The organism is Microbacterium sp. (assembly GCF_026393345.1).
In the GTDB taxonomy this organism is placed as follows: Bacteria; Actinomycetota; Actinomycetes; order Actinomycetales; family Microbacteriaceae; genus Microbacterium.
Genome location: NZ_JAPLAI010000035.1, coordinates 58356 through 80456 on the forward strand (window position 1 = coordinate 58356; position 22101 = coordinate 80456).

A 22101-nucleotide genomic window follows, 5' to 3' on the forward strand; every position below is an offset into this window, starting at 1 on the left:
GGGGTAGCGCAGCCGCATCCGGGGATAACGTCCGTCCGCTCTCGGTTCCGCCCGAACCCGCCCCTACACGGGCGACGACCGCGGGAGGGAACCCTGCACACGCACGAACGCCCCGACAGGACCTGTCGGGGCGTTCGTGTGGAAGCGTCAGTCCACCACGAAGGGAAGCAGCAGGCGCGAGGGATGCTGAGCATCCCGGTACACCTTGTGCGTCACCGCACGCCCCACCGGCAGGTGGAAGGCGTCGGGCGGCAGCAGCGCGTTGTGCTCGTCGGCCATCGGCTCGTTGTTCGACAGCTCCACCGTGAGCTTGTGCCCGGGCAGGAGCGTCGCCGCGAACGGATAGATCCGCAGCACGTACTCCTCGATCTTCCCGGGCTCCACCGGCACCGCGCGGGTGTGCGGGTGGTAAGGGTTGCCCTCGGTCGTGCGCTCGTCGAGCTCACGGTGGGATGCCTTGAGGTAGGCCGTGGTCAGCAGCTGACGCTTGCCGCCCGGCGCCTCGTCCCAGAACCGGAGGATGAGGTTCGTGTCGGGCTGGTCGATCTCCACGAACAGGTGCGCCGCACCGGTGCCCATGATCTCGACCGGCTCCTCGAACACGGGCGTGGACCAGCTGATGATCTCGACGGTGTCGGTGACGGTGAGCGGGGCCTGGTAGAAGCCATCGGGGGCCGAGTACTCCGGCCCCATGGGCTCCGGCTCGGTCGAGAGCTTCCGGCGCGTGCGCAGGTACAGCGGGCGGTGTTCGGTCCGCTTGGGCGGGAACTGGTCGCCGTGCACGTACTCCCGCGTGCCCTCGACGAACACGCTCACCGGCGGCTCGTCCATCACACCGTTCTCGATGCCCTTGATCCAGTAGTCGTACCAGCGGAACATCTTGTCGTGCTCCTCGACCCAGGGGCGCGACTGCATGGGCGGGTAGGGGCCGATCGTCAGCTTCTTCGGGCCGCCGAGTGCCTCGTAGGCCTCGATCGTGCCGTCCATGGTCCAGCCGCGGCCCTGGTCGATCTGCAGCCAGACCGGCACCTCCACCTGCGGGGCGAGGGTGATGGGGTTCCGCTCCTCGTACCAGGGGCCGTCGAGCTCGTTCGTGATGATGTCGAACCATGCCTCGTGGTGCACCGGGTAATGCAGGGTGTGCACCAGGTTCGGCCACGCCTGCACGTCGGGGTCGGCGAGGCGCTCCACCACGCGCGCTTTGAGCTCGTCGTCGGAGAGGGTCTCCAGCATCCGGCTCTTGATGCGGTCGGTGAACGCCCAGCCGGAGTCGCCGCCGCGTCCCTCACGGGCGGCGCGCGGCATGAGCCACATGATGCCGCCGTGGTAGGTGGTCTCGTAGAAGTCGTAGTGCCCGCCGGAGATGAAGCAGGCCTTCAGGGACGGCGGACGCTCCGCCGCCGCGAGCAGCTGCATCGAGCCGAAGTAGGAGATGCCGATCATGCCGACTCGGCCATCGCACCACGGCTGCGCAGCAACCCACTCGATGAAGTCGTAGGCGTCCTCGCCGAGCGAGACGCCGCCGGCGTTGTAGTTGCCGATGTGCTCGCCCTCGCTGCCGCCGGAGCCGCGGAGGTCGCCGATGACGTGCACGTAGCCCTCGTCGACCACGCGGGCGATGTCCCCCGCCTCGATGCAGCCGTCCCACATGGGCGAGGGGCGCCGCTGCGGCGGCATCGTCAGCGCGAGCGCCTGCAGCTCCTTGCCGTAGGGGCTCAGGGCGACGAGGGCCGGGCGGGGCTCGTCGCCGATGCCGTACGCGTCGCCGACGAGGACGACGCCGTCGCGCATCGGGATGCGGAGGTCCTTGGACACGGTGATCTCACGCGTGCCGGCGGTAATGGTGGTGGTGTTCGTCATCGGGTGCTCTCCTGCTCGGCCGCGGGGCCGACGTGGGTGACGTAGCCGTTCATCGTCGTGAAGAACGGCGCGGGTTCGAGGGTGGGGTCACCGGTGTAGCCGAGTTGCGCGGCCACCGGCTCGAAGGGCGAGGACGGTGCCTCGGATGCGGCAAGGCCCACCGCGAGGTGCGGCAGCACGGCCGCGCGGATCTGTGCTTCCCGCTCGAGGCTTCCCTCGATCGCGGCGCGCGCATCCACGGCGTCGAGCACTTCGGGGAAGGCGGTGCCGTCGGCGCGGCGATACGGATGGCCGAGATACAGGCGCTCCGGGCGGATGACGTCCCGCAGGTATTCGAGGCTCGCGCGGTAGCGATCCGGGTCCTCGTAGCCGGGGAAGCCGCTCGCCGCACCGTAGGCCTGCACGGCGTCGCCGACGAAGACGTCGCGGGTCTCGTCGAGCACGTACGCGACGGCGCCCTCGGTGTGGCCCGGGATGGCGTGGACGCTGAGCGGCACGCCGCCGAGGTCGAAGGTCTCGCCGCCGGAGACCGCGATGGTCGGTTCCATCTCGCCGCCGATCGCGGCGGCGAGCAGGGCACGTTCGTGCGCCTCACCCTCGGGGTCGGGCAGCCAGCGCCCGCGGCCGTCGCGCCACTCCTGCACGTGCGCCTCCCGGGAGCGGAGGAACGGCGCGTCGGCGCGGTGGATGACGACCTCGGCCTTGCGGCCGGTGAGTTCCCACAGACCGTAGGCGCCACCCAGGTGATCGATGTGACCGTGGGTCAGCAGGATCCAGCGGACGTCCTCGATGCGGCGTCCAAGCGATTCCAGCTGCGCCCGCATCGCCTCCGGCGATTCGGTCACGCCGGCATCGACGATCGCGGGCTCGGGCGCATCGATGAAGAAGCTGCGGAGGCTGAAGCGTCCCCACGGCGCGACGAGCGGATAGACGAGACTCATCGGCCCAGGAACTCCGCGGTCTGCGTGAACGCGCGCCCGTACTCCGGCAGCCAGGAGAAGTGCTGCACGAACCCGTGGCCGGCGCCGAGGTAGCGCGTGAGCGTGACGGGCACGCCCGCCTCCTCGAGGCGGCGCGCGTACAGCTCACCCTCGTCACGCATCGGGTCGAACTCCCCGGTGAGGACGAGCGCCGGCGGCAGGCCGGTCAGATCCTCCCGCTTGACCGGGGAGACGCGCGGGTCCTGCGGGTCGGCGGTCTGCATGTAGAACGCGTTGAACGGGGCGATGCCCGCGGTCTCCAGCCCGTAGCCGACCGCGTTCTCGGTCATCGACGGGTAACGGCCGGGGTCGAGGTCCAGGTCTACCGATGGGTAGAACATCACCTGGTGGGTGACGGCGTCCACGCCCGCATCGTGCAGCGTGGCCGCGATCGCCGCGACCATGGTGCCGCCGGAGCTGTCGCCCGCCAGGGCGAGCGTGGAGCCGTCCCAGCCCGCATCCTCGCCCTGCGCGATGACCCACCCGACGACGGCCTGGCCGTCCTCCAGCGCCGCCGGGAACGCGTTCTCAGGGGCGAGCCGGTACCCGACCGAGATGACCCGGAGGCCGGTCGCGGTGGCGAGCTGGCGCGCGATGTGGTCGTGCGTGTTCAGGCTCCCGAGGAACCAGGCACCGCCGTGGAAATACACGATGACCCCGGAGGCGTCCGCATCCGTGTCCGCGTAGACCCGGATGGGCACGTCGCTGACGGCGGTGTGCGCCACGGTGTCGACGACCTCGCGCACCGGGTGCCGGTCCGCGAGCGGGGGAACCTGCGCCTCCTCCCCCGCGCGCATGGCGACGGGATCGAGCGGGCCATCCTCGTGCGGGAGGGTCGCGAGGATGCGGGCGATCTCTGGATGCAGCGGCATGTCGGCCTTTCAGGACGCCGGAGGAGTGAAGAAGTCGGCCACGTTGTCGACGAAGATCGTGCGGATCATCGCGTCGTCGACACCGGCTTCGTGCAGGCTCGGGATCAGCACTTCGAACAGGTAGTTGATGGTGTGGCCCTTGACGCCCGGCCAGCCGAGCGGGCTGCAGTTGGCGTCCGCGGCGGCGAGCACCTGGTCGGCGTGACCCTCGTTCAGGACCCGCAGGAAGTGATCCAGGCGCTCCTGGCGTGGGCGGCCCCAGAACGGCGGGTCGGGCAGTTCGAGGTCGTACCCGAACGTGTCGAAGCCGAGGCGTCCCCCGCCGGCGAGGATGCCCTGCTCGTCGACCTTGCCCTGGCTCACGCCATCGTCGACGTGACCGAACAGCACGCGCGAGAGCGGGAGACCCTCGTCGGCGAAGATGTCGATCGCGGGCTGCGCGTCGACGGCGAGGTGGGTGAGGATCGGCGCTCCGGTGGCTTTCGAGGCGCGGGCCGCGGCACGGTAGATGGTCATGTCCAGGGGCAGCATCTTGAAGCCCCGGCTCACGCCGACCTTGATGATGCCGGCCTTCGCGCCGCTCTGGCCGATCCCCACCGTCAGCTCGTGGATGAACTGGTCGGCGAGGTATTCGACGCTCGCGTCGGCGAAGAACTTCAGCGCGGTGTCGCCGCCGACGAAGCCGGTCGAGGCGATGAGGTGCACGCCCGTCTTCTCGGAGATCGACTTGTAGTAGTCGAGGTCGCGGCCGTTGCAGATGTCGGTGGCGTCGACGAAGGTCTCGCCACCGTACTCGCGGAACTTCCGGAGCTTGGGGATGGTCTCCTCGTAGCGCTGCTCCGGGGTCTTCCACCATTTCGTGTCGAGCTCGCTGCCGGGCATGCCGTAGCCGATGTGCTCGTGGATGGAGGTGAAGCCGAGTTCTTCGACGGCGACGGGGCCGAGGACGGTGTTGACGCGGGTCATGTCAGTTCTCCTGTCCGGCGAGCACGGTCTGGGGGTTCGTGGCGAGGATCCGCGTGAGATCCTGCTCGCTCACCCCACGCTCCCGCAGCCGCGGGGCGAAGTCGGCGAGGACCGCGGTGAGAGCGGCGGGTGCCGGGGCGTGGCCGAACGCAGCGCCGGTGGACGACGACGACAGCAGGATGCGGTCGGTCAAGCCCGCGTCGATGAGCGCGGCGACGAGGTCGGCCCGGGCGTCGTCGGCGAGGTGGCCGGATGCGGCATCCCACCCGACGTGGTCGATCGCCACGTACGCACCGCGCTCGGCGGCGGCGCGCGCGACGCCGTCCGCGTCGGCACGGTCGACGTCGGCGACGATGATGCGGGAGGCGGCGAGTCCCTCGCCGAGCGCGATCTCCAGTGCGGCGATCGGATCGGCGGTCGCACCGAACGACAGTGCGACGCCGGTGGTGGCGGCGGCACGCGCCGCGCCGCGCAGGAGGCTCTCATCGGTCGGCGTGGCGCCGGCGGCGGTGGCGTCGGTGACGATGAGGCCCGCGCCGCCCCGACGCTCGACCCGCGGCACGACCATGCCTTCGGACACCTCGGCGGCGAAGAGGTCAGCGAACCGTTCGGCGGGCCACGGGGTCGGCGGGTTGGTCTGGGGCGTGAGGAAGTACCCGCCGAGGTTCTCCTCCGGACCCATCCCGGTCGAGGCCACGATGTGCACGCCCGTAGCCCGGGCGAGCTTCTCGTAGAGGCGCACGTCGCGCCCGTGGAACATACCCGTGCGGTCGACGACGGTGCCGCCGCCGGCGGCCTTGAACGCGTCCAGGTGCGCGCGCAGGCCCTCGAAGACCTCGGCGCGGTCGATCGTGATGTCGAAGGCGTACTGGGCACCCGGGACGACCGAGAGCAGTGCTTCGTGGATTGCGACGACGCCGAGGTCGGCCGCATCCACGGGTCCGAGGACCGTGGTGACGGTGGTGCTCATGTGTTGTTCTCCGCTTCCGTCGGCCGCGTCAGGACGCGACCGGCGACTCGTCCTGGTGCTGACCGGGGAAGACGTCGTCGATGGCCGCGGCGTCCCAGCCGGAGCGCGAGATGCGCTGCAGCTCGTCGGTGATGGGCTTCCGGCGCGCCTGGTAGAGCGCCAGGCCCTCGGCGACGGATGCGGCGTCGGCGAGGGCGTCGGCGAGGCCCTGCGCGTCGAGCACGGCGGAGTTCGCGCCCTGGCCCTGGTGGTGCAGCATGGCGTGCGCGGCGTCGCCGACGAGTGCGACGGAGCCGGTGTGCCACGTGTCGACCGGGTCGATGTCGTAGGCGGCGCGGGAGTTCACGATGCCGAGGTCGAGCGTGCGGGTGACCTCCTCGATGCGCGGGTCGAAGCCGGCCATCGCCGCGACGAGCGTCTCGCGCGTCAGCGCCGGCGCCCACGACGCGTCGTCGGACGGGACGGTCACGTCGAACGAGACCTGGCCGCGCCGGCCGAGCGGCAGCAGGTAGAGCTTCGAGCCGAGCTCGTTGATGTACATGCGGAACTTGTCGTCGGTCACCAGTCCGTGGGCGTCAGCGATCGGGAACACGGCACGGTACGCGTGCTCGCCGGAGAACACCGGCGGCTTGTCGCTGAAGATCTGACGGCGCACGAGCGAGCTGATGCCGTCGGCGGCGATCACGAGGTCGGCCTCGACCGATTCACCGTTCTCGAAGTCGAGGCGCGCGCGCTCGCCCAGATCCGTCACGGTGGTCATCTTGTAGCCGAATCTGACCATGCCCTCGGGGAGCACGCCCAGCAGGGCGTCGATGAAGTCGCGGCGGTGGATCAGGTGGGTGGTGAGGCCCAGTTCGTGCTTCTCCGGCCACTCCATCTCCATGATGAGCTCGCCGGTCGCGGTGAGGATCTCGAAGGAGGGGCTCGGGGTCGAGACGCTCGTGATGGCGTCCAGCATCCCCCAGCGGCGGAAGGCGTCCATCGAGGAGGGACGGAGCCCGATGCCGGCGCCGACCTCGCCCGAGGCGGGCGCCTGCTCGTAGACGGTCACGTTTGCGCCCAGGAGGCTCAGTGCCTTGGCGGTGGTCGCTCCGGCGTATCCGGCGCCGACGATGGCAACGGTCAGGTTGTTCAGATCCATGCGTGTTGTTCCGCTCCTGTGATGGTCGATCGAGACACGAGACCCTCGGCCGGAACGGGGCCGGCGAAGCGGGGAATGGCGGCTGCAATGCCCACGGTGCTCCTCATCGAGTGGTTTCCCGGGTGACCGCCGTACCCGACGGCGGTCGATTCATTGATCATGGCACTCGCTTTACATCACGTCAAGTGACTGAACATCCCAGCCGAAAAACTTTACAGCGCGTCCGAATCGGGCTTTACTGCCTGTAAACCGATCCGCGATCGAGCGGATCTTGAGACTCAAGGATGCGCACAATGACGTCACCGACGACCTCAGACATCGACCTGTTCGCCGACGAGATCCTCGTCGATCCGTACGCCACGTTCGCCGCGCTGCGCGACCAGGGCCCCGTCGTCCATCTCCCCCGCAACGACGTGTACGCCCTCACCCGGTACGACACCATCCGGGCGGCTCTCGGCGACCCGGAGTCGTTCTCCTCCGCATCCATCGGGTTCAACCCGATGGTCAACGACGCGCTGACCGGAACGTCGCTGCGGTCGGACCCGCCGGAGCACACCATGCTGCGTGCCGCGCTGTCGGAGAACCTCACCCCGCGCGCCCTCCGGCCGCTCGGCGAGACGATCGACCGGAAGGCCCAGGCGCTCGTCGCCGAGCTGGCGGGCCGGGGCGGGTTCGACGCGATCGATCAGCTCGCGCGCGCCTTCCCGCTGGAGATCGTCGCCGACCTGATCGGCTTCACCGGCGAGGTGAAGGCGAACATGCTGCGGTGGGGGCAGGCGGCGATGGAGGTCATCGGCCCGTTCAACCAGCGCACCCAGGAGAACTTCCCGATCGCCGGCGAGCTCTACCAGTGGTGCAGCTCGGTCATCGCCGCAGACCTGACGGAGGGTTCCATCGGCCGTGGGATCTTCGACGCCGAGGCCGCCGGCCGGATCCCGGCGGGGTCGGCGGGCCACATCATCCATCAGTACCTCGGTGCCGGCGTCGACACCACGGTCGCCTCCATCGGCAACATCGTGGCGCTCTTCGGCCGCCACCCGGAGCAGTTCGCCCGCATCACGGCGGATCCGACACTCGCGTCGGCCGCCTTCAACGAGGTGCTCCGGTTCTGGTCGCCGATCCACGCCTGGGGGCGACGCGCGACGCGCGACGTCGAGATCGACGGATTGGTCATCCCGGAAGGGGCGCAGGTCGCCATCCTCTTCGGTGCGGGCAACCGCGATCCGCGTCACTACGCCGACCCGGACACGTTCGACATCGGCCGCAACCCCGTCGATCACCTGTCGTTCGGCTACGGCCCGCACGGCTGCGCCGGGCAGGGCCTCGCCCGACTCGAGGCGCACGCCGTGATCCGAGCCCTCGCCGCTCACGTCGACTCGTTCTCCGTCGGCGCCGAGGAGCGGGAACCCTCCAACGTCACCCGCAGCATCAGCGCCCTGCCTGTCTACGACGTCGTCCCGGCGTAACACGAAGGAGCCCCGATGAAGATCCAGCTCGACCGACCCCGATGCGAAGGCCACGGCCTGTGCGAAGAGGCCGCTCCGCAGCTCATGCACCTCGACGACGACGGCGAGTTGATCATCGACGTCGCCGACGTCGATGACGCGGACGCCGCCGCGGCCCAGGCCGCGGTGCGCGTCTGCCCGGTGGCGGCACTGCGCCTGGTCGACACCGCATGAACCGGGCGCTCGATCGCATCGTCGTCGTCGGCGGGGGGATCGCAGGCCTGACCGCCTGCGACACCCTCCGCGACGAGGGCTTCGAGGGAGAATTGACGATCGTCGGTTCGGAACCGTGCGCGGCCTACAGCCGTCCCGCCCTCTCAAAGGCGCTGCTCCGGGTGGATGCCGATCTCACCGCCCACGAGCTTCCGCCTGCCGGTCACGGGGCGCGGGAGCTCCGCGGTGTGTCTGCCGTCGGTCTCGACGTCGACCGGCGCCGCGTCGACCTGGACGACGGCGACGCGGTGCCCTACGACGGCCTCGTCATCGCGTCGGGTTCCCGCGCCCGGCGACTCAGTTCCCTCCCGGGCGAGACCACGCTGCGCGACCTTACCGACGCGCAGGGCCTGCAGCGCGCGCTGATCGGCCGCCCGGATGTTCTCGTGCTCGGCGGTGGCGTGCTCGGCATGGAGATCGCCTCCGGCGCCCTCGCCGCGGGGTGCGCCACCACGCTGGTCTCGACCGCCGAACCGATGTCACGGCACCTCGGCGCCTACGTGGGAGCACTGCTCACCGCATCCGCCCTCGCCCAGGGCCTGCGCGTGCTCCGCACCACCTCGGCGACCATCGAGGACCACGACGGCCGCTGCACCGTGACGACCGCCGACGGCGCCCGCCACGCGGCCGACGTCGTCATCAGCGCGGTGGGCGATGTCCCCAACGTCGAGTGGCTGGCGCGGTCCGGCCTCCTGGATGCGGGGCGGCTGGCCCCCGACGCGCGCGGCGTCGTCGGCGACGGCATCGTCGCCGCGGGAGATGTGGCGCACTGGTCGGGCGGCGCTCGCACCGCGCTGTGGACGAGTGCGATCGAGCAGGCCAAGGTCGCGGCGCGGGCGTTGCTGAGCGCTGAGAGCGCGCCGCTGCGGTTCCAGAACTACTTCTGGACCGAGCAGTTCGGTCACGCCGTGAAGGCCGTCGGAGACCTGCCCGTGACAGGGGACCCGGAGTTCGTCGCCGGTGAGCCCGGCACGATTCCCGCCGTCTTGCGGTGGACGCGTCCGAACGGGGGGCGCTCGGTCATCGCCGTGGACCAGCGCATGCCGATCCCGAAGCTCCGCCGGCTCGCGGACGCCGCGTAGCTGCAGGCTCGAAGAGAGGGGCCCGGTCACCCGGGCCCCTCTCTTCGTCTGCGATCAGGCGTCGCGCTCGGCGCGGGTGCGCACCGGGATGAACAGCGTCAGTGCCGCCGAGGCGATCGCGGTGATGCCGGCGACGAGATAGACCACGGAGTAGCCGCCGCCGAGCGACGAGCCGGCCGCCCCCATGATCTCGGCCTGGGCACCGGTGAGTGCGGCCGCCGCACCGTCGACGGCGGCCTGCGGCGCACCGGAGGCGAGCATCTCGCCGGAGAACTGGGCGACGACGCCGTCCCAGCCCGAGAGCCACGCGAGCGGCGGGATCTGCGACAGCCCCTGCACGGCCTCGGCCGGGAGCCCTGCACCCTGGAGCGCCGCCACGACGGGCACGGCGAACGCCGCCGCACCGAGACCGAACGCGATCACCGAACCGATCACGGGGCCGAGCGTGAAGCCGAGGTCGCGCATGAGGCTCGTGGTGGCCGACGCCATGCCGATCTGGTGCTCCGGCACGGTGTTGACGGCCACGGCGGTGACCGAACCGATGGTCAGGGCGAAGCCCACCCCGAGCACGAGCAGCGGAGCGATGAACGCCGTCCATTCGGTGCCGCCGAAGCGGGCGGGCACGCCGAGGGAGAACGACGAGATCCAGATGCCCGCGATACCGATCAGCGCGAAGCCGACCGAGAGCAGCCAGCGCGGCTGGACCGAGTGGATGAGGCGTCCGACGATCGGCGAGAGCAGGAACGCCGGGCCCTGGATCATGACGAACAGCACGCCGATGACCCAGACCGGCTCCTGCGCGAGGGCGCCGACCGTGATGGAGGTCGAGAAGCAGATCGCGAGGAACGCGAACATGCCGGTGACCGCGACGATGGCCGCGATCGAGAAGGTGCGATTGCGGAACAGTTCGAGGTGCAGCAGCGGCGCCGGCGAGCGCTTCTCGATGATGACGAAGGCCACGAGGAGGAGGACACCGATGATGTACGCGACGATGACCGGCACGTGGGTGAAGCCATGGTCGACCGCGGTGACGGTGGCGTAGAGGACCGCGATGAGCCCGAGCGCGAAGGTGACCTGACCGGGCAGGTCGAGGCGGCGCCCCGCGGGCGAGGACGAGTCACGCGAGGCCGCGGCCATCGCCATGAGCGCCACGGCCACGACGGCGATGATCCAGTAGGAGACGCGCCAGCCGCTGAACGCCGCGGACTCGCCGGGGGCGGCCGCGGGCACCGTGAAGAACTGGGCGGTGAGGCCCGCCATCACCGGGGAGATGACCGCACCCAGCGACAGGAAACCGGCCCATTTCGCGATCACCCGCGAGCGCTGGCGCCGGTCGGGCGTGAGCGCCGACACCATCGCCAGGCCGATCGGGAACAGCAGGCCCGCGCCGACGCCGATCACGGCCTGCGCGAAGATCATGAAGCCGATATCGGCGGCGATCGCGGAGAGCGCGGCGCCGACGACGACGAGTCCGGCACCCGCGACGAGCAGCTTCTTACGGCCGAAGAGGTCGCCGAGCAGCCCGAAGGTGAGCTCGAACGCCACGATCCCGATCTCGAAGATCGCGGTGATCCAGGTGAGGCCGGCGCCGGTGGCGTGGAACTCGGAGGCGAACGCTCCGTTGAGCGCTCCCGGGACGGCGTACGCGGTCTGCGCGAGGGCGACGGACAGGAAGGCCGCGGCGAAGGTCAGTCGTACGGAGCCTCGGCTCGAGACGACGGTGGTGGTCTGCAATGACATACGGGGGAACTCCCTCGTTCCGTTCAGTGGGCGCGCGATCGGGTGCGCGTTCGATCCCTAAGAATGGAGGGAGGTTTACGTGTTGTCAAGTGACCGGTCACCACGTTCGGTATGTACAGTGTGCGCATGGCCAATCTCCGCGCCCTCCAGAAGGAGAACACGCGTCGCCGCATCCTGGAAGAAGCACTGCGGCTCTTCCAGGAGCAGGGGTACGTCCCGACGACGATCGACGACATCGCGACCGCGGTGGGGACGACCCGCGTGACCTTCTATGCCCACTTCCCCAACAAGAGCGAGCTGATGCGTGCCCTCATCGGGGAGCTCAACGCCCTGCTCGAGCGCAACCCGTCGCCGCAGCACGGCTCGACCGCCGCCAAGCTCGTGGACGCGGTGCGCATCGGGACGTTCGAGGCGATCCGGCCCTGGCTGGGCGCGCAGGCGGAGCGCTGGCCCCTCATCAAGCCGTACATCGTGGTGTCGATGGAGGCATCCGCGATCGACTCCGAGATGCGCGACCTCACGCTGGCGTGGTTCGACGAGGTCATCGGCGACATGGTCGACGGCATGGCGCAGGCCCACCGCTTCTCGCCGGAGGACCGGGCCTTCCGCGGCTATCTCGCGATGGAGCTGCTGAACAGCACCAACCTGCGGTGGATCCGCGAGGGATGGGACTTCCGCTCCGGCATCCAGCTCGACACCCTCGCGCTCGCGTGGGTCAACCTGCTCGGCGCCTCCTAGGACCCGACCGAGCCGTCATCGTGCGAAGGGCGACGGCTCGGCGTCCCGCGCCCGCACAGGGGAACGGCCCCGGTCCGAAGACCGGGGCCGCCCATCGGGTGCTGCGCGTCAGCCGACGTTCAGGAACTCGTAGTTGTTGTCCTCGCCGTACTGGAAGACACCGATCGACGCCTCGGTCGGGTCGCCGACCTCGTTGAACGTGATCGGACCGGAGACACCGTCGTAGTCGGCCTGGCCGCCTCCGATGATGATGTCCGCGCACTCGGCGTAGGTGGTGCACTTCGTGCCGCCATCGACGCCGCCGGAGACCGACTGCAGGTGAGCCGCCACATCCGGGCCCGCCGTGGAACCGGCCTCGAGGGCTGCCAGCGCGAGCAGGATGACCGCGTCGTACGACTCAGGTGCGTACGTGAAGTCCTCGAGCTCGGCCGCGCCGGTCGAGGTGACGTAGGCCTGCAGCGCGTCGCGGAAGTCCGCGATGGATGCCGGGTCGACCGCCGGGTAGGTGCCCTTGGCGCCCGCGAGCGTGCCCTCATCGAACTCGTCACCGAAGTTGGCGAGGTTGCCGTCGACGAAGTACAGCTGGTCGGCCGGGTAGTCCGCGCCGATGAGCTCGGGGATGATCGTCTTGACCTCTTCGAACGTGATCAGCGCGATCGCGTCCGGGTCGGCGGCGAGGACGTCCTCGACCTGCGACGAGAAGTTCGTGTCACCCGTGTTGTACAGCGACGCGGCGACGACCTCGCCACCGGCTGCCTCGAACGCCTGCTTCGCGAAGCAGGCGAGGCCGGTGCCGTAGGAGTCGTTGAGCACGATCAGGCCCAGCGTCTCGGCGCCGTCGGCGGCGATCAGGTTGCCGAGCACCTCGCCCTGGAGCACGTCCGAGGGGGCGGTGCGCCAGTACAGGCCGTTGTCCTCGTAGCCGGTGAAGGCAGCGGAGGTGTTCGCCGGCGAGAACTGGATCGCGTTGGCCGCGATGACCTGGTCGATGAACTGCAGCGAGGTGCCCGAGGAAGCGGCGCCGATGATGGCGGTGGCGCCCTCACCGAGCAGACGCGGGATCTCGGTCTCGTAGGCCTTGTTGTCGGTGTCACCGGAGTCGCCCTGGATGAGGTCGACGGTGACGCCCTTGTTGGCCTCGTTCACCACGGATGCGGCGTAGTTGGTGCCGGCGATCTCGGGCGGGCCGAGGAAGGCCAGGTTGCCGGTCACGGGCAATGCCGTGCCGATCTTGTACGTCAGGTCGGTACCGGGACCGGTCGACGTCGACGAGTACTCCGGCGTGTACGAGGCGGGCTGTGCCTCGTCGCAATCGATCGGGAAGTCGAACCCTGCCGCATCCGTGGAATCGGCATCGCCGCTGCCCGAACATCCGGCCAGGACGAGGGCGCTCGCGCCGACCAGAGCGATGCCGCTCAGGACCTTCGCCGCACGAGAACGTGTGAAGACGCTCATGTTGCTCCTTGCTGTGGGTGAACACGGGGCAGCGCAGGGCGCCCCAGTAGGGGCAACGCTAGTGGGGTCACCATCTCGCGAGTGTTGCGATGTGTTAACGGTCTGAAACAGTCAAATCTCGGTCCGATAACGGCCATCTCCGGGCCCCGGGCGCGAGACTTCACGTATGTCCCGTATCGGGCCTGAATACGGGACATACGTGAAGTCTCGGCGAAGCGAGCGAGGAACGGGACGGATGGGGTGCGGCGGCGACTCCGGATGCGGCCCGCCCGGAGAGCGACTCAGGTGAGTTCGACGACGTCCGAGACCGACGCGGCGGCGCGTCCGGAACGCGCACGACGACCCGCCACGATCGAATCGACCGTCAGCACGATCAGCGCCACCCACACGATCGCAAATCCGATCCAGCGTCCGGTCGTCATCTCCTCGCCGAGCACCCACGCGCCGAGAATGAACTGCAGGATCGGGGCGATGAACTGCAGCATGCCGACCAGGGTGAGCGGCGCCCGGCGAGCACCCGCCGCGAACAAAAGCAGCGGCGTCGCGGTGGCGATTCCGGCGACGGCGAGGAGCGCGGCGTGACCCGCCCCGGCGGTGCCGAAGGTGATCCCGGTGGTGACCCCCACCACGATCAGCTGCACGATCGCGATCGGGGTCAGCCAGAACGACTCCAGCGTCAGCCCGCTGATCGCGTCGACCTGCGGGCCGATCTGCTTCTTCACCAGGCCGTACAGGCCGAACGAGAACGCCAGGCTCAGCGCGATCCAGGGGAACGCGCCGTAGCCGACGACGATGACGATGACGGCGAGCGCGGCCAGGCCGATCGCGATCCACTGCGTGATCCGCAGCCGTTCGCGCAGCACCAGCACGCCGAGCAGCACCGTGACGATCGGATTGATGAAGTAGCCGAGGCTCGTCTCGATGACGTGTCCGCTCAGCGTGGCGAGGAGGAACACCTGCCAGTTGGCATAGACGAGGATGCCGGCCACCGCGGTCCACAGCAGCAGCCGCTTCTGCCGGATGACCGTCACGAACCGCCGCCACGACCGGGTGATCGCGATGAGGATCGCGCAGAACACCAGCGACAGGATGATCCGCCAGGCCACGACCTCCCATGCACCGGTGGGGGCGAGGATGAGGAAGTACACCGGAAGGAAGCCCCAGAGCAGATAGGCGAGGAAGGCGTAGACCCCGCCCGCGACGGTCTGATCGGCGGCAGGTCTCGGGTTCACCTCCCCAGCCTAGGGGCGAGGATCACGCGCGGGCGCGCCGCCGCATCCGTCCCCTGCCGACCTCCGGCGGGTTTCTGCCAACCCGCCCGGGAACGGCGAAGGGCCCGGATGCCGGAGCATCGCGGGCCCTTCGCTCACAGGACGCTGCGTCAGCGGACGACGACCGCGAGGACGTCGCGGGCCGAGAGCACGAGGTACTCGTCGGCACCGAACTTGACCTCGGTTCCGCCGTACTTGCTGTAGATCACGCGGTCGCCGACGGCGACGTCGAGCGGAACGCGGTTGCCGTTGTCGTCGATGCGACCGGGGCCCACGGCCACGACCTCGCCCTCCTGGGGCTTCTCCTTGGCGGTGTCGGGGATGACCAGGCCACTCGCGGTGGTCTGCTCGGCCTCGACCTGCTGGATGACGATGCGGTCCTCGAGCGGCTTGATAGAAACCGACACGGTCTACCTCTTCTTTCTCGCTTCGTGAAACGGAAGACTCATTAGCACCCTCACACCGAGAGTGCTAACGCAAGTGTATGCGCCCGGCTGGCACTCATGCAACGCGAGTGCCAATCGGCGTCATGTCCGGTCACGCCGGCCTCGCCGCACGCCGAAACCCCTAATCCCCCCAACGCCCCCTAAGCCGACGGGCGGGGTGACGAAAACGCCCCGGAAACCCGGGGACGGAAGCCCGCTATCCCCCATTCTCGCTTCGCCCCGCGCGGCTGTCGGTCCAGTGATATACAGTCAACTCACCCGATGGGGGGAGGCCGCTCATGGGTGGCTACGTACTCGCCATCGATGTTGGAACGAGCCGGATGGGAGCCGCGACAGCGCGGACCCTCTCCGATGGATCTGTCGCCGCGGCGTCGTTTCCCTTGGGACGGAACGGCGACGGAGCACCGAGTGTCGTCTATCGCGACGATCACGTCGTCCTGTTCGGCGACGCCGCCGAGCGGCGCGGGCTCACCCAGCCCGAGGGTCTCGTCCGAGAATTCGTCCGGCGTGTGGGCGACGAGACGCCGATCATCGTCGGCGGTGCACCTCATCGCGCAGAAGACCTCTTCGCCGACACCGTCGCGTGGGTCGTCGGTCGGGTTCAGGAGCGGGAGGGCGACGCGCCCGCAGAGATCCATGTGACCGTGCCGGGGACCTGGGGTCCACATCGTCGCCGCATCCTGACGGAAGGCCTGGACCGCGCCGGGGTCACCCGAGTCACGCTGGCGGGCGCGTCGGAGGCCGCAGCAGTGCACTATGACGCCGCCGCACCGGTGCGCGTGGGCCGCCCGATACTCGTCTATGACCTCGGTGCCGCCGGCTTCGAGGTCACCGTGCTGCGCAAAGACTCCAGCGGGACGCTGCGCGTCGTCGGCTCACCGGCTGGGCTGAGCGACATCGGTGGCACCGGCCTGGACGACGCGATCCTCCGCCACGTCGCCACCGCGGCCGGAGTGGACACGAGCGACACCTCGGAGCAGAACCGCCTCGCACTGGCGGCACTCCGCCGAGAATGCGTGGATGCCAAAGAGGCGTTGTCCTTCGACACGGAGGCCGTTGTGCCGGTACTGCTCGGCCGCCGTGCCCGGTCGGTTCGGATCACGCGATCCGAACTCGAGGAGATGATCGAGGACGACGTGCTGCGCACGATCGATGTCGTTGCCCGGTCCCTCGCCGACGCGGACCTGACCGGAGCGGATCTCGACGCCATCGTGCTCGCCGGCGGGACCTCCCGCATCCCGCGCGTAGCGCAACTGCTTTCGGAGCGGTTCGACTGTCTCATCGCGGTTGACACCGACCCCAAGGCGATCGTCGCCCTGGGCGCCGCCCGCGCGGCGTCGCAGGCTGCCGCAGGCATCGCACGGGAGGCTGGCGCCGGGACCACGAGCCTCCCGCTGAGCACGGCTCATGCCACCAACGAGCGCTCCTGGTTGCGCCGTGTGCTTCCTCGCACGGCAGTCGGGGCGGCCGCCGTCATCCTCGGTATCGGCTTCGTGGCCGCCAATGCCGGCGCCCTGGGATCCTCGACGACCCCCTCGACGTGGGTACCCGGAGACGTCTTCCCGTGGCCGGCGATCGCCGCCGCGAGCGAGGTCGCGGACACGGAGACACCCACGGCGCCGGGGCAGACGGGTTCCGACGATTGGCTCAGCCCCCGCCAAGTACCGTCGGGCAGCGCTCCGGAGACCTCACGGAACGCACCGCGGACGCAGGCTCGCCCGTCGCCGTCCTCCCCGCCGAGCACCCGCACTCCCGCCGTCTCGGGCGTCGCCCCTGCCGCGCCGGCGCAGACCGCCTCGACGAGCGGGTCCGCCGCGGACCCTCCGTCGTCTCCGACCGGATCGAGCGAAGATCCGGCGTCCCAGACCACGCCATCGCCGGAATCGCCCACGGACGATCCGTCGACCTCGCCCCCCGAACCCGCAGCGACAGAGGAGCCCGCAGCGACGCCGGACCCACCGGTCTCAGAACCCGGTGGAGAACCAGAACCAGAACCAGAACCGGGCACCGTCTCCACTTCCGACCCGACGGATCCAGCAGCGCCCACCCCGGACGATCCGGGAACCACATAGACAGCATCGCGTGACCCCCCGGTCAAACGCCTGATGCACCGAACCCTGGAGGTGCGCGTGCAGACGACTCCGTCGTCCCCCTCGCATGGCTTTGGCCACGATCTGTTGTGGAACCGGCTGGCCCATGCACACGTGGAGGGCATCGTCGACAGCCGTGGCGGCCCGCCCCGCGCACTCGTGGTCGGCACCGCCGGCTCCGGAAAGACACGGGTCCTCCGTCACCTCCGCGAACGGCTCGCCCGCAACGGCTCGCATGTGACGCCGACCGGCAACCGACCCGACTTCACGGCTCTCCCTCCCGGCGGCGTCGTCGTCGTCGACGACGCCCATCTGCTCAGCGACGCCGAGCTCACCGCCCTCAGCGCCAGACTCGACGACGAGAACGCCGGCCTCATCCTCGCCTGCCGGCCCTGGCCGCGGAACGAGCTTCTGCGTGCGGTGGGCCGGGAGTTGGAGAAACAACACCCGGTCGTGCTGCTCGGCCACGTCTCGGGCGTGGAGGTGCGCGAGTACCTCGCCCGCGAGCAACGCGTCGTCGACGAGGCCTGCGTGACGGCCATCGTGGAGATGTGCGGTTCAGCGACCTGGCTCGTGCTCGAGGCCCTCACCCTGCACGGGTACGGCCCGTGCCCCGAGCCCAGCCACCGCAACCTGCGGGATGCACTGCACGACGTCATCGCGGAGCGACTCGAGACGATCGATCCAGGTGTCGCGGCCAGGGTGCGGCGGCAGGCGCTCGGCGTGTCGATCGAGGGTGACGATGATGGCGGACTGTTCGCCGGCCACGCGGAGGGGCTGCTCCTGCGCAACGGCCGACCGGTCCCCATCGTCCGCACCGCTGTCCTGGCGACCACGCCGGTGGACCAGATCGTCCACCTGGTGGATGGGGATGCGGGCCAGGGTGTGGGGCTGCTCCTGGAGTACCTCGACGGCGTCACGGATCCGCGGGTGGCGGATACCCTGCTGCGCCTGGGTGACACGCAGCTCACGCGCGATCCGTCTCGAGCGGCCGAGCTGTTCCGGAGCGCGGAGTCCGCCGGCGCGGACACGACGGCGGTGACCGTGCGCCAAGGCCTCGCCGAGTGGGCGCGGGGAGACATCGACGCCGCGGGGGTGCTGCTCGACAGCGTCGAGATCCCCCCCACCCATCCGTCATACCCCCGGGCGGTGGACACCGTCGCTGCGGTGTGGGCGGCGCGCGGGCTCATGGACATGAGCGACGCCGCATTCGTGTCCGCGCCGCTTGATGAGCCCCTGATCGTCGCCCACGCCGCAATCGCCGCACTCGGCGCTGGGGACCGCGAAGCGGCACTGAACGCCCTCGCCGTCTCGCTCCCGCTGCGCGCGTTCCCCTCGGCGGCCGCCGTCTCGATGCGGCTGCTCAGCCGGGGGTTGCGCGGCACGCTCGCGGCCCCCGCGACCGGAGCGGTCGAGGAATTGGTCCGGGCGGCGGCGACGTACACCGAGTCGGGCACGCAGGGACCGCTTCCGGACCTCCCTGCCGTGCTCGCCGCGATCACTGCGGTGAATCTCGGTGAGCTCGACATCGCCCACAATGTGCTGACGGAGGCGTTGCGCGGCAACCACGGCGGCTCATGGGCGCGCCCGCGATTGCTGCTCTGGGCGGCGTGGGTGGCGCTGCGACGGCAACGGCCGGTCGAGACGGAGACGCGACTGGCGAATGTTCAGGCCCTGCCCGGCACGCTGAGCGCGCGCGACCGGTTGCTCCGGGATGCCGTCGTTCTCGCGTACACAAGACGCTACGGCGACTCGGCCACCCTGCGCTCGCTCTGGCAGCGCTGCCGCGACGACGTCATGCGGGTCGACCCAGACCTCTACAGCATCCATCCGCTCACCGAGTTCGTTGTCGTCTCCGCGCTCATGGGTGACGCCGAGCGACTCGAACGGCCCTTCCAGCAGGCGCTGCGCCTCGTGGACCGGCTGGGTTCCCCGCCGGCCTGGTCGGCGCACCTCCACTGGGCGGGTATCCAGCGCGAGATCCTGCGGGCCCGGCCGGACGCCCTGGCGACCCATGCACACGCCCTGGTCGCTGCCGCCCCCCACAATCACGTCGCGGCTGCCATGGCCACGGCGGGGCGGACGTGGACGGATGTGCTGACCGGGACCGTCGATCCGGAACGCATCGAAGCCGCAGCGGTCGCCCTCGCAGACGTCGGGCTCGCCTGGGACGCCGCACGTCTGGCCAGCCATGGCGCGGGACATGCGGAGGATCGGCGGGTGATCTCGCGACTGTTGTCCGCTGCCCGTCAGCTCCACCCGCAGCAGGAGCAGGCAGACGGCAACGCCGGAGCCGCCCCTCGCGTGCAACGCGGCAACGGGCTGTTGAGCGCGAGGGAGATGGAGGTGGCCGCGCTCGTCGTTCAGGGAAAGACGTACGCAGAGATTGGCGAGACCATCTTCATCTCGCCGCGGACGGCAGAGCACCACATCGCCCGCATCCGCCGGCGTCTCGGTGCCACCTCGCGCTCCGACCTGATCGGCAAGTTGCGCACTGTTCTCGAGGACGCCGACCACGAGCCCCCCGGAGCGGCATCGCCCGCGACCGTGTCCCACGACCCGGACCCCTCCGGACCGTTCGATACCCCCTAGTACCCACGGCGGGAGCGGGGGGCTTTCCCCGACGCGGCGGGCGGCCGCCCGTTCTAACGTTCAAAGCAGAAACACGGAGGAGGCTCGCATGAGCGTCACATTGGTCACGGTCGCAGATGCGCTCATCGAATTCATCCTGAGTCTGCTGCGCGACCCGGACGCAGCAGCGAAGTTCGATGAGGACCCCAACGGGACCCTCGCCGGACGCGGATTGAACACCGTGACGCACGCCGAGGTGTGCGCGGTGGCACCGATCGTCATCGATCGTCCGGCCATCGTGCCGGCCGTCCAGGCCGTGTCGCCCCCTCCCGCGCGACCGGCGAACGAGGATCCCGTGATCAACGAGATCCGAAGCATCATCAACAACTTCGCCTACGTGGATGACCGCGACACGGTCGTCGACCAGTCGGTCAATCAGAACATCTGGGCAGACGGAGACGTGAACCAGGTGTTCGATCAGGGAACTGTCGTCGCATCCGGGGACAATGCCGTCGCTGCGGGTGACGACGTCGACATCGATCAGACCCTGGACGAGTCGAGTCACATCGACGCCGGCGGCGACGTGAACATGGGCAATGACACGACGACATCCGTCGTGGCCGACTCCAACAACACCGCCACGGACACGACGACGACCACGGATGCCTCGAGCGTCATCGCGGTGACGGACTCCGCGAACGACAGTTCGACGACCCAGTCCGCTGCGGAGTCGTACAACGAGACCGCGACGACGACCACCGACTCCACGACGGGCGTGGACGCGGACGTGGTGTACGGGTCCGACGGTTCGTCCGTCGTCGACAGCCCCGTCGATGACCAGTTCTGAGCGGCCCACCGAAGCCAGGCCGGTACGGCCCGCGGAACCCTCATCGGCCGTGCGATCGGCTGTCGGCGGCCCCGTGACTTTCAGCGCGGTCCGCCGCGCCGAAGCTCAGCGGATCGCGGCGGAGCGGGCCGCGGCGGAGAAAGCCGCGGCCGCAGCGCAAGCCCCACCCCGCCCTTCTTTCGACAGCGTGGGCGGCGCTCCGGTGCTGATCCGGCGGCATCCGCCGGCGACCGTGCGTGCTAGTCAGTTCTTCTGGATCCTGGCGACCTTCGCGGGCGCGTCCGCGGCGACCTACCTGTTCCTCATCCGTAAGGCGCACGTGCCGGACATCACGGAGCGCGTGCGCGCGGTGGACGGCTCGCGCGCACCAGAGACCTATGCATCCGTGGCGGAGATCCTCAGCTGGACCGTGTTCGGCGTCATCGTCGGCCTGCTGCTGGTGCAGATCGTGGCGCAGGTGTCGTACGCGAACCGGCGACCGCGGACCAGGTGGTGGATGCTGGGCGCCCTCCTCGTGGTGTGCGCGCTGCTACCGTTCGCCCGGGAACTGGTCGCCTTCGGGGACCGCGGACGCCCCCTGGCGGTGCTTCTGATCGCTCAGGCGGGTCTCCTGCTCCTGGGTCTCCTGTTCGCGGTGATGCCGCCCGCGCTACGTTGGACGGCCGAGCGTCACGACGTCGCCGCGCGGGACTCCGGCCCCGACCCGGCCGCCCAGGTCTGAGGCAGCTCCCTCCACGCTCCGCACGACGACCCGGCACATCCGCGCCGTGGCCCGGTCCGCCGTGGGGCTCTCCTGCCGCCGCCGCCAGCGCCCGATCAGCTCGTCGACCCGGTTCGAGATCCGGTCGGCGTCGGCATCCCTGCCCACCCCGAGACGTTGCTGCGGCTCCGTGCCGTAGCCGCCGAGGATGCGGTCGGCGTCACGGGCCTCCTCGGCGTCCAGCACGGTTGTCTGCGTGCGGAGGTGGGCGAGCACCGCGAGCTCCTCGGCATCATGAAGGTTCATCTCGACCCGCTCGATCCCCGCGCGCACGTTATCCGCGCCCGCTCGGTGACGATCACGGAGCAGATCGCCCAGCCCGGCGAGCACGGCTCGCGCCTTCAACGCGGTCGCCCGCGCGCGGAACTGGCTCGTGACGAAGGTCTCCAGCTCCTCCAGCCCACTGTTGAGGACGAGGCGCTGGGCGAGTTCCGTCGAGGTCGTCGCTCCTGCGCGCACCAGCGTCGCCCCGAGCCGCACGCCGAACACGCCGAACCGGTCGAGCAAGCGCTGACGTTGCGCGACCGTCGGCACCGGGTGCGGCTGCGGTTTCAGGAACCGGTCCGCCGAGACCAGGAGACGTTCTCGGATGGG

The 22101-nt window shown here is 69.9% G+C and carries 18 protein-coding genes and 1 pseudogene; 8 read left to right on the forward strand and 11 right to left on the reverse strand.

The window, feature by feature from the left end; all coding sequences use genetic code 11:
* Positions 1-147: 147 nt before the first annotated feature.
* From NT132_RS05120 to NT132_RS05145, 6 genes are read right to left on the reverse strand one after another with little or no spacing between them, the layout of a single operon-like run.
* Positions 148-1860: a CocE/NonD family hydrolase gene (locus NT132_RS05120; protein WP_297785796.1), complete on the reverse strand. Its 1713-nt coding sequence runs from the start codon at positions 1858-1860 to the stop codon at positions 148-150.
* A complete protein-coding gene (locus NT132_RS05125; protein ID WP_297785799.1) occupies positions 1857-2801 on the reverse strand; it encodes an MBL fold metallo-hydrolase in 945 nt (314 codons plus the stop codon). Before NT132_RS05125 ends, NT132_RS05120 begins: the two co-directional genes overlap by 4 nt.
* On the reverse strand, positions 2798-3712 hold the full coding sequence (locus NT132_RS05130; RefSeq protein WP_297785801.1) for an alpha/beta hydrolase: 915 nt from the start codon (positions 3710-3712) through the stop codon (positions 2798-2800). The genes NT132_RS05125 and NT132_RS05130 overlap by 4 nt, the downstream gene beginning before the upstream one ends.
* Positions 3713-3721: 9 nt before the next feature.
* Positions 3722-4678, reverse strand: coding sequence for a phosphotriesterase (locus NT132_RS05135; RefSeq protein WP_297785804.1), 957 nt, complete (start codon positions 4676-4678; stop codon positions 3722-3724).
* A 1-nt stretch (position 4679) separates the two neighbouring features.
* Complete coding sequence (locus NT132_RS05140) at positions 4680-5648, reverse strand: phosphotriesterase (RefSeq protein ID WP_297785807.1); 969 nt, start codon at positions 5646-5648, stop codon at positions 4680-4682.
* A 28-nt stretch (positions 5649-5676) separates the two neighbouring features.
* Entirely contained in the window at positions 5677-6789 is a 1113-nt protein-coding gene (locus NT132_RS05145) for an NAD(P)/FAD-dependent oxidoreductase (RefSeq protein WP_297785809.1), read from the reverse strand.
* A gap of 293 nt (positions 6790-7082) precedes the next feature.
* Here NT132_RS05145 and NT132_RS05150 point away from each other — a divergent pair, with 293 nt between their 5' ends.
* From NT132_RS05150 to NT132_RS05160, 3 genes are read left to right on the forward strand one after another with little or no spacing between them, the layout of a single operon-like run.
* The gene (locus tag NT132_RS05150) at positions 7083-8255 is read left to right on the forward strand and encodes a cytochrome P450 (protein WP_297785812.1); all 1173 of its coding nucleotides are present in this window, start codon (positions 7083-7085) and stop codon (positions 8253-8255) included.
* A 15-nt stretch (positions 8256-8270) separates the two neighbouring features.
* Positions 8271-8468, forward strand: a complete 198-nt coding sequence (locus NT132_RS05155) for a ferredoxin (RefSeq protein ID WP_297785816.1) — start codon at positions 8271-8273, stop codon at positions 8466-8468.
* Entirely contained in the window at positions 8465-9589 is a 1125-nt protein-coding gene (locus NT132_RS05160) for an FAD-dependent oxidoreductase (RefSeq protein WP_297785820.1), read from the forward strand. The genes NT132_RS05155 and NT132_RS05160 overlap by 4 nt, the downstream gene beginning before the upstream one ends.
* Positions 9590-9643: 54 nt before the next feature.
* Here NT132_RS05160 and NT132_RS05165 read toward each other — a convergent pair whose 3' ends face one another.
* Entirely contained in the window at positions 9644-11329 is a 1686-nt protein-coding gene (locus NT132_RS05165) for an MFS transporter (protein ID WP_297785823.1), read from the reverse strand.
* Positions 11330-11455: 126 nt separating this feature from the next.
* Between NT132_RS05165 and NT132_RS05170 the strand changes: the two genes are divergently transcribed.
* Positions 11456-12067, forward strand: a complete 612-nt coding sequence (locus NT132_RS05170; RefSeq protein WP_297785826.1) for a TetR/AcrR family transcriptional regulator — start codon at positions 11456-11458, stop codon at positions 12065-12067.
* 108 nt (positions 12068-12175) lie between these two features.
* On the opposite strand, the gene NT132_RS05175 is transcribed toward NT132_RS05170, so the two are convergent.
* The 3 genes from NT132_RS05175 to groES form a co-directional block, all read right to left on the reverse strand.
* Positions 12176-13522, reverse strand: coding sequence for an ABC transporter substrate-binding protein (locus NT132_RS05175; protein ID WP_297785829.1), 1347 nt, complete (start codon positions 13520-13522; stop codon positions 12176-12178).
* A 281-nt stretch (positions 13523-13803) separates the two neighbouring features.
* A complete protein-coding gene (gene rarD, locus NT132_RS05180; protein WP_297785833.1) occupies positions 13804-14754 on the reverse strand; it encodes an EamA family transporter RarD in 951 nt (316 codons plus the stop codon).
* Positions 14755-14903: 149 nt separating this feature from the next.
* Positions 14904-15200 (reverse strand): co-chaperone GroES, encoded by a 297-nt coding sequence (groES, locus tag NT132_RS05185; RefSeq protein WP_047543013.1) that lies wholly within the window; start codon positions 15198-15200, stop codon positions 14904-14906.
* A gap of 419 nt (positions 15201-15619) precedes the next feature.
* Here groES and NT132_RS05190 point away from each other — a divergent pair, with 419 nt between their 5' ends.
* From NT132_RS05190 to NT132_RS05205, 4 genes are all read left to right on the forward strand, one after another.
* Entirely contained in the window at positions 15620-17311 is a 1692-nt protein-coding gene (locus NT132_RS05190; RefSeq protein WP_297785845.1) for an Hsp70 family protein, read from the forward strand.
* Between the two features lie 33 nt (positions 17312-17344).
* A complete protein-coding gene (locus tag NT132_RS05195) occupies positions 17345-19921 on the forward strand; it encodes a LuxR C-terminal-related transcriptional regulator (protein WP_297785848.1) in 2577 nt (858 codons plus the stop codon).
* 88 nt (positions 19922-20009) lie between these two features.
* Positions 20010-20747 (forward strand): IniB N-terminal domain-containing protein, encoded by a 738-nt coding sequence (locus NT132_RS05200; protein ID WP_297785851.1) that lies wholly within the window; start codon positions 20010-20012, stop codon positions 20745-20747.
* Between the two features lie 73 nt (positions 20748-20820).
* Complete coding sequence (locus NT132_RS05205) at positions 20821-21468, forward strand: hypothetical protein (protein WP_297785854.1); 648 nt, start codon at positions 20821-20823, stop codon at positions 21466-21468.
* On the opposite strand, the pseudogene NT132_RS05210 reads toward NT132_RS05205, so the two are convergent.
* A pseudogene (locus NT132_RS05210) lies at positions 21397-22101 on the reverse strand (GTP-binding protein); the annotation flags it as partial. The gene NT132_RS05205 and the pseudogene NT132_RS05210 overlap by 72 nt on opposite strands.